Source organism: Sporosarcina sp. NCCP-2222, from assembly GCF_023168145.1.
In the GTDB taxonomy this organism is placed as follows: Bacteria; Bacillota; Bacilli; order Bacillales_A; family Planococcaceae; genus Sporosarcina.
Genome location: NZ_BQYK01000009.1, coordinates 66189 through 74232 on the forward strand (window position 1 = coordinate 66189; position 8044 = coordinate 74232).

Annotated in this window: 6 protein-coding genes; 3 read left to right on the forward strand and 3 right to left on the reverse strand. The window is 42.0% G+C overall.

Annotated elements, in window-relative coordinates:
* The 3 genes from NCCP2222_RS17090 to NCCP2222_RS17100 all read right to left on the reverse strand — a co-directional run.
* The coding region (locus tag NCCP2222_RS17090; protein ID WP_248513594.1) for an S-layer homology domain-containing protein at nt 1–498 on the reverse strand (498 nt) is incomplete at its 3' end.
* Nucleotides 499–692: 194 nt separating this feature from the next.
* Nucleotides 693–1244 carry a competence protein ComK gene (locus tag NCCP2222_RS17095; RefSeq protein WP_248513595.1) on the reverse strand — a complete coding sequence of 184 codons (552 nt, stop codon included), beginning with the start codon at nt 1242–1244 and terminating at the stop codon, nt 693–695.
* A gap of 1245 nt (nt 1245–2489) precedes the next feature.
* On the reverse strand, nt 2490–2990 hold the full coding sequence (locus tag NCCP2222_RS17100) for a sigma-70 family RNA polymerase sigma factor (RefSeq protein WP_248513596.1): 501 nt from the start codon (nt 2988–2990) through the stop codon (nt 2490–2492).
* 522 nt (nt 2991–3512) lie between these two features.
* Here NCCP2222_RS17100 and NCCP2222_RS17105 point away from each other — a divergent pair.
* The 3 genes from NCCP2222_RS17105 to NCCP2222_RS17115 form a co-directional block, all read left to right on the forward strand.
* A complete protein-coding gene (locus NCCP2222_RS17105) occupies nt 3513–4748 on the forward strand; it encodes a hypothetical protein (protein WP_248513597.1) in 1236 nt (411 codons plus the stop codon).
* A gap of 50 nt (nt 4749–4798) precedes the next feature.
* Nucleotides 4799–5137: a hypothetical protein gene (locus tag NCCP2222_RS17110; RefSeq protein WP_248513598.1), complete on the forward strand. Its 339-nt coding sequence runs from the start codon at nt 4799–4801 to the stop codon at nt 5135–5137.
* Between the two features lie 386 nt (nt 5138–5523).
* Nucleotides 5524–8044: lamin tail domain-containing protein (locus tag NCCP2222_RS17115; RefSeq protein WP_248513599.1), on the forward strand; the 2521-nt coding region annotated here is incomplete at its 3' end.

Consider the following 8044-nt stretch of genomic DNA (forward strand, 5'->3'; position numbering starts at 1 on the left):
ATAAAGGGCGTTTGCGTGTTTATAGCCCCAATGGCCTTGAGGTACATCGTCAAATGCCTGATAGGAAGAAGCATCGAAGGAAAAAGCCAGATCCAGCACCTTTGCAAGTTGAATGTGGGTAATAGACTCATCGGGGTTAAACTTGCCGCCCGTTCCGCTCATGATGCCCGCCTCAGTCAATTTCATAATCGGTTTATAGTACGGGTGATTTTTCGGAAGATCCTTGTAGACAACCTTGAATTCGCTCGGCTCAGGTAACTCTAAAGCCTTATCCAGAAGCTGCGCAACATGTTTGCGACTAATCGTGTCATTGGGCCGGAAGGTGCCATCCGGATAACCGCTAATATAGCCGGCTTTTTTCATCTCCAGAATCACTGAATAACTTGGATGGCTATTCGAAATATCTTTAAATTCCGCTGCAGCCGGCTCTGTTGATACCGTGCCTGATGATAAAATCATCATGATCGACAAGAAGAATGTGATAACTAATTTTTTCATATCGCCATTCCTTTCTTGATTGATTACAATCCATGCGAATAAATCCAAAATGACCACCAAAGCAAGATGATATGACATCCGGTTTATAATATGTGTAGAAAAGGGCATTGCGACGAACTTTTACGCAATGCCCATTGTATAATTTTTAATTGACTATTTACTTCCGCAACCTTAACGCTGATCTACTGTGTTTCTTACTCATAGAATTCATCGATATCGTAGTTTCGATCCTTCAATTTTTTATTAATGTAGTAGCTCACTTGTGTTTCCTTCACTTGATATGCCGGCCGCCCTTCCATTTGGCATCGCAAATGGCTCGCCTGCTTCACTTTCCAATCAAATGATCGGTGGCTAGTTTCCACAGTAATCTTAGTGCCATTCATCATTTCCACTACGATCTTTTTCTTATCAATTGCTGTATAGCTGTAGATTTGATGATGTAAGAACCAGATACATTCCGGATTTGCTGGTGAAATGCTTGGAAAAGAATACAGACCCAACTTTTCACTGACTACTACAGGCTGCATACTGATGTCGCCAAGAATTGTTCTAGTTCCATCCTTCGCTCCTTTAAGACTGGAACCGTAATAACGCAAAACAGCATCCATCAGATCGGTCGGTGACATGTCCACTAGCATCTTACCTTCTGTTCTCACAACAATCGTTCTTAGACTCCCATCATCTTTCCATTCCGGTACAAACATAATTGTTTCGGAATTCATCACTTTCAACATATTAATCTTCAATTTCCCAACCTCCCTGAATTTTTCGACTTACTTTTTTTGTTCAGGAGGAGTATACTGACTATAAGTTGGTATACTCCAACCCGGATCCTCAGGTGATGTCTTCTAGGACTCATGCACCTGGGGATTTCCTATTTACAAACTGCTTTCACATTCCCTCACCCCCTTTACGCACTTACAAGCTTCCAGGCGTGCTTTGTTCTTTAATGTACGGTTTAAGCTTGTAAAATCAACTTACATTCCACCGACTATTTAAAATCGTTTCCTCTTATTTCCAACTAATATGTTTTGTTGGGCAGTTGCTTTTGTAAGCGACCAAATTGAGCAGTCTCAAAGACTGCCATTCACTTAATTTTCCCTGCATGTGAATTTATTTCGTCATCACACGGAATTACTTTTTTACTATTTAAATAGTTGAAAGACAGCTAGACTAAATAGACCGGCAATCGTTTTGATTTCATGTAATAGACAAAATGGGATATGGATGATGAGACGTCGAAAAGTTGATAATGGAAAGGAGTTTGCTGATAAAAATCTAAAGAAGAAGAGAACGTTCGATGGTAAATCAGCATCTTTCACGAATGGTTAGGACTTCCCTGAAAAAATGGCCGACTGAATATCTGATAGTTCTATGAAGTATTCATTCAATGACTGACTTTTGCTGTATGAAATTCTTGGATTAGCGCCCCGGCCAATTACAGGAAACAGAGGTAAGCGCTCACTATGTCTTATAGCGGATAAGAGTGCATGAAACGCGATTCACAATTGCAGGTATGGCGAAATAATCCCCAAAAACTTATTTGAGATAAATTGCCGGAATTCTTTGCTGAATCGATCACCTGATAACTGTCGTACACAATTACAAAATTGATAAGTTACTATATTCCTGTTCAAAAGCTTAAATTAGATGAATGGAACTATTGTCACCACAAGTTCATTCGTCTAAAATATACATAATTATTCCATCTATGTATTAATCCTTCCTTACTTGTTTACTCGATTCCAAGTATATAGCAGTCAATAATAAGAGTCAAACCATTCTGAAAGATTTTTATTTTTAGTATCCATTTAGTTTTTATTCTCGTCGTTTTATACTCCCTCTTCTCTTAACTTATTCATTAAACAAGCTACAACGTCTTGCTCTCCCACAAAAAAAGGAACCGAGCAGCTTTTACAGCCACTCGTTCCCCTTCTGATCTTAAAATTGATTCATCTTGCATAGCTAGTTATTTTATACAAACACCTATTTTAGCTTCCCCCCTCTTCGGTTACCAGCATACTTCTCATCTTTAAAAGTATCCGTTCCCTCCGTTTCTTAATAGCCGGAACCGAGACACCGGCAAGACACGCACACTCCGCCTGTGTCCGTCTTTCCGCGAACAACCACTTGAGCAACTCTCTTTCTTGCAGGCTCAACGCCTCAATCGCCACTAGCAACGTCTCATTCTTAGGTTCCATCCACTCTTCCTTTGCTTCTACCCATGCTGTAAGCAGCTCATGTTCGGTCGGAATCACATGCTCCTCAAACTGGCTCTCCCTTTTCAACTCATCCAGCATAGCACCCCGAATTGACCGATAAGCAAACGGTGTGAAATTGCCCTTTTCTTCATCAAACCGCAGCCACGCTTGCCATAGGGCCACCCGTCCAATCTGCCGATACTGCTCAAAATCTCTATAGATATGCAGCTTTCGGATATTCGCCGATATCATCGGCTCGTACTGCCTTAACACGCCCTCAAACTCTTTCAACTTTTTGGCCTTCCGATCGTGCACGATGCCTCGTATTCCTAGGTGCCTTTAGAATAGATGGACTGGACCTATAACACCAATCGGATTTTTTGCAGTTTGATGGACGATATTATCAGTTTGATGGACGATATTATCAGTTTGATTCGAAGGTTTTAAATCTATCCATTAGGGTAAATAGTAAAAGTGTATGTATTTTTCCTCCCTAGTTTTTTGCTTACTTAAACCTCTTTCATGTATTTGTCTTAGAATTAAAACTGACAATTACCAACAAATAGATAACTTCCTTAGTAGGAACCCATACTTTCAAAACCTCACTTTAAAACTCTCTATATAGGTATTTCGTTTCACAAATTCCAGATACATATTTCAGTATTTTAAAATGAAATAAATCTTTATATAACAAGTGTTTATCCATACATTAAAATGTTCCCTATATCTAAAATGGATTATTTGTGGAAATATTTTTAGTTATAACGTACTATTAGTAAGTAAAGAGAAAATAGAACTAGGAGGGAGATTTTTTTGATTCTCACAGACACTACAATAGAACGACATCTTTTGAATGATTTTCTCACTTTCACATTTACTCATCCGCTACTCATTAATGGCCAGAAAAGCCGGATGTTTATTTGGGGACATTCAATGGAACTCCCAGTTCAAAATGGAAAGTATACCGGTGATTCATTAGATTTGATTGGTACAGATGAATCCGGCAACGTTTGGCTCATCTCGAAGAAGAGGAACGAATCCCATCAGGACAATTCAAAATACGGTTGGTCCCTGCTCAATGCTTATGCTAATACAATTCGGAAATGGTCGGAGGCTGAAATTGTATTAAGTTCAAGGCACTATTTACTAAAAGTAAATGAAAGTTTGCAGCACCCACCATTCCTACCGCATGCCACAAGCGGACTTTCTGATGCATTTGGGCAATGGGCCATGACATTGGGAAAAAAATATATAGATGGCCTGGCGCTCTACGAATTGACGATGCAAAAAATAAAGAACAAGGAAGCCATTCACTGCTTGTTGTGTGATCAGGAGGAAGAGGAGATTTGGAACAACCGTCCTTCCGATACGGTTACGACACGGGCAATGATTATGTTTTCGAGTGAAGAAGTGAAAATTTGGAAAGACGGTCCTCTTGAGAAGGATCCCGGCGTCATTGAAAGCTATTGGAAACACGGTACATGGACATCCATCATGGAGCGTCCCGGACCGGTAAAACCAACGCCGGAACGGCTATCTCTATTATTAGCGGATGCCGTCATCCCTACCTACACTTCCATCTTGACATTCATGCAAGAGATCGGATGGGACGGCAAATATACGGTCAATCCAAAGGCGTTCCGTTTTGACCTGCCAACCATCTACGGCGAACCGATTCGGATACATATTGGCTGGGTGAAAGTAGAAGAGACAACCAGCAGCCAAGCCCGCACACCGTATCAGCTCGGTTTGAAGTTCAATATTGACTTCAAGCAATTCATTCGCTCAAGTGATAGAGAGTTGAAGGATATTGGCTATTCGCTTGCTATGCGGTTAGCAAGAAAAGCACGATATCACTACAAAGGGACGGACTTCTCTGTACGGGAATCTGGTTGGACAGTCGAGGATGTACGATTGACTAGTTGGGAAGGAGATATGTATCGATATATTGATGACAAAAACCGATACTTTACCGGCCTGCCGGAAGAACAACAAGACTTAGAGGAAACCTTTCTTTTTTTACAGGAAATTGTTTCAATGAATATTTAAGAAGGAAACACTAATTGGAAGAAAGCAGACAGCAGTAAGGAGTAGTAGAATTGAAAAAAATTAAAATCAAAATGCCAGATGGTTTGCTTGAAGGTAAGATATGTTTGGCAGAATTTATCCATCCCGAGCAGCAGGAGATCGCCATTGTTCTAGTAGGAGATAACATGGATGAGACAAAATTAAAGACACATGTTTCCCATATTATCCAGGTCTGTTTCTTTCTACTAGTAGACGGTGAATATCGTTACGTAAAGGAACTGGAATCGTTCTCATTTACTGATTTCCGTACGGCTCAAGCCCTTCTCCTATCGTTACCGAGTATGTCGGCTTTTGATTTGATGATCTATCAAAATGGGATTGGGTTGTCGCAAAGTAACATGCTTCAGTAAATTATATTTGAGAGACAGCAATCATTCATCATTTTTTTGAATGATTGCTGTTTGTTTTATAGGAACAGAGTGGTATGCTTGTCCCCTTATTTAAAAACTTTCTTTTTCGAACTTCAAGTCCCCCTCTAATTATCAATATTTTCCAATCGATAAAACATTTTGTTGAACAGAGATGGCACGTTCTTTATGAAAGATGCCAGGTTTTAAAACAAATTTGAATTTAATAAGAAACTTGAACCTTAGTGATCACTAATCCTTACTATCCATTGCACCGCTTTAACATTTCATTCGAACTTAACTGACTCTTTACAATCCCTCCACACTCTCTTGACAATCCATCTCTACAATATGAATTGTTGTTTACTAGAAAAAGAGGAGATGTTGTTGTGAAAAAGCCTATGCTGTCGATTGCACTGGCGGGCAGTTTAGTATTTTCGGGAATTGCGCCGCATGCTGTCGTTCATGCAAATACCCCTGTTGAATGGTCCGCATTTCCAGAAGGATTGAATGCAGTTCTTATTACGGAGATCATGCCGAACAGTTTGAATATCGGAAAGTCGGATGCATATGAGTACATAGAGCTCTATAACAATCTATCCGTGCCTGTTCCACTACAAGATATTAAGTTAGTCTATGGTTATCCGAGTGGAGAATCAGTTGACTGGAATTTTATCGAAGATAAGGCAATTCAACCGGGCGAGACAATGGTTGTTTGGGTGAAAAATGCTGCCAATGCTGCGCTGACTCTGGACGATTTTAACCAGATCTACGGAACGGACATACCGGAAAGTCATTTGACGTACATCGAGGCGGACGGCATGCATAACACCAAAGCCCGTTCTATCGCGGTTGCCACCCTATCAAATGAGGTATACTCTAAAGTCGAGTATACGCCCGACCAAGTAACCGAACATAAAAGCATTACATACAAGCATGCAGCAGAAGGCTCTGGCCTCATCACTACTTCAGAGATTACAGACCCGATGCCAGGCTCTCTTCCAACTGGACAACTGCCGTCGACAGATTCAACTAGTCCAGAACAAGAACAGATACCTGGCACGACTACCCCTGAACCGGAGCAGATACCTGACTCCTCTGGTCCAGATCAAGTGCAGTCAACTGACACAACTAATCCTGAACAGACACCTGATACCACTAACCCTGAACAGGAACCTACGCCGGAAATCACTGTCCCTGAACAGGAGCCGTCTGAACCTGCGGAAACAGAGACAGACGAATACGACGCCCAACAAGTTCCGTATTTGCTCGTCACTGAACTCGTTCCGGACAGCACAAATGTCGGCAAGCTCGATGGCTATGAATTTATCGAAATCTACAACAACTCGACCGAAGATATAAATCTGAACGACTATACGCTTCGCTACCGGTATCCAGCGGAAGGGCCGGGGGGAGATTTGATCTGGCGCCATACGGCAAGTGACCTGATCATTCCTTCCGGGAAGACGATGGTATTCTGGGTCATTAACAGCGACAATGGCGAGAAGACAGTAGCCAATTTCAATGCGAATTATGGCGTAAATCTTGTGGAAGGCGTAGACATCGTCAAAATCTATAATGGCGGTATGGCCAATAGCAGTATGCGCGGTGTGGCCATCGCAACGAATACTGGCGATGATATTTCCGTCGCCTACTATTTCGACGAACCCAATGTGGATGATACGAAAGCCGACAAAGGAATCTTCTATACGTTCCCGCGTGAAGCTGGCACTACCACGATGGTGAAGTACAGCGGCGGCACCGAAGCGGCTACACCTGGCTCCGTTTCCCCTGTCCAAGTACCTTCTGCAAAAATACAGTTGCCCGTTACCACTGAAACACTGGTTGCAGAAGATTTGACGCCCAAAGAGCCGATCGAAGACCAGCAAAATCTATATATGAAATTTAGCATCAGTGAGCCTTCGGTAAAAACGGTACGTCTCTTTTATAAAACATCGACGGAAACGGACTACCGTTCCATCTATTTAACACATAAAAATAGCATCTATTCGCACATTATCTATTCTCCGGAATTGATCGGCAGTGATGCAATCCAATACTACCTGGAAATGTCGGATGGACGGACAGTGACCCAAACGGACATCGCCTCCATTGACATTAAAAATGACATGAAAGAGCAGACCGGTTTGAACGTTGCCCAAGGTGCGCTCTTAAAACGGATTGCGCTCCTTAAAGCATATGGCGCGGGTGCTTCGTTATGGATTAATAATGAAGATGTAACGGCCCTGACTGCCCCTTCCCTATCCGGACAGGCGTATTTCGCATTCGATGTCAAAAAAGTGAATCTTTATTTTAAAAATGGCGTTACCATCGGAGATGAAATCATTCATATTTTCGACGACACGATCAATACGTATCAAACGTTGACGGTACCAATTGATCCAAAGTACTTCACCGTAGGGGAAGCGACAAAAATCGCTATCCGTTCCGGCACAAAAGTGTCTCCGTTTGATCAAGAATCAGAAGAGAACCGTGATGACTTCCAAGTGAAAAACGTCAGACTCGTCCTCGATGACGGCACGACAATCTATGATCCTCTCTATTCTGATCTGGACAAGGAACTTCTTGTCGGTGACGGAGCGAGCGCTACAGAGTTCTTCGAATTCGCATTCAATGTCCCGGCGGAGCAGTTCAAATCGAGAGCCTATAAATGGGATACGACCAAAGCCGCAAACGGAACGCATACCATTGAAGCACGCGGAGAAGCGTCTAGCAAAATTGATGTCACTGTGGACAACGAAGCACCAACGATTTCTCCTTCTATCGATAATGGCGAAGCGTACAAAGGGGAAATTGTTATTGATGCTGAAGCTGCGGATGAATTCTCAGGCATCGCTTCCCTTGAAGCACAACTCGACGGTGAACAGATTACTCTTCCGTATACGACAT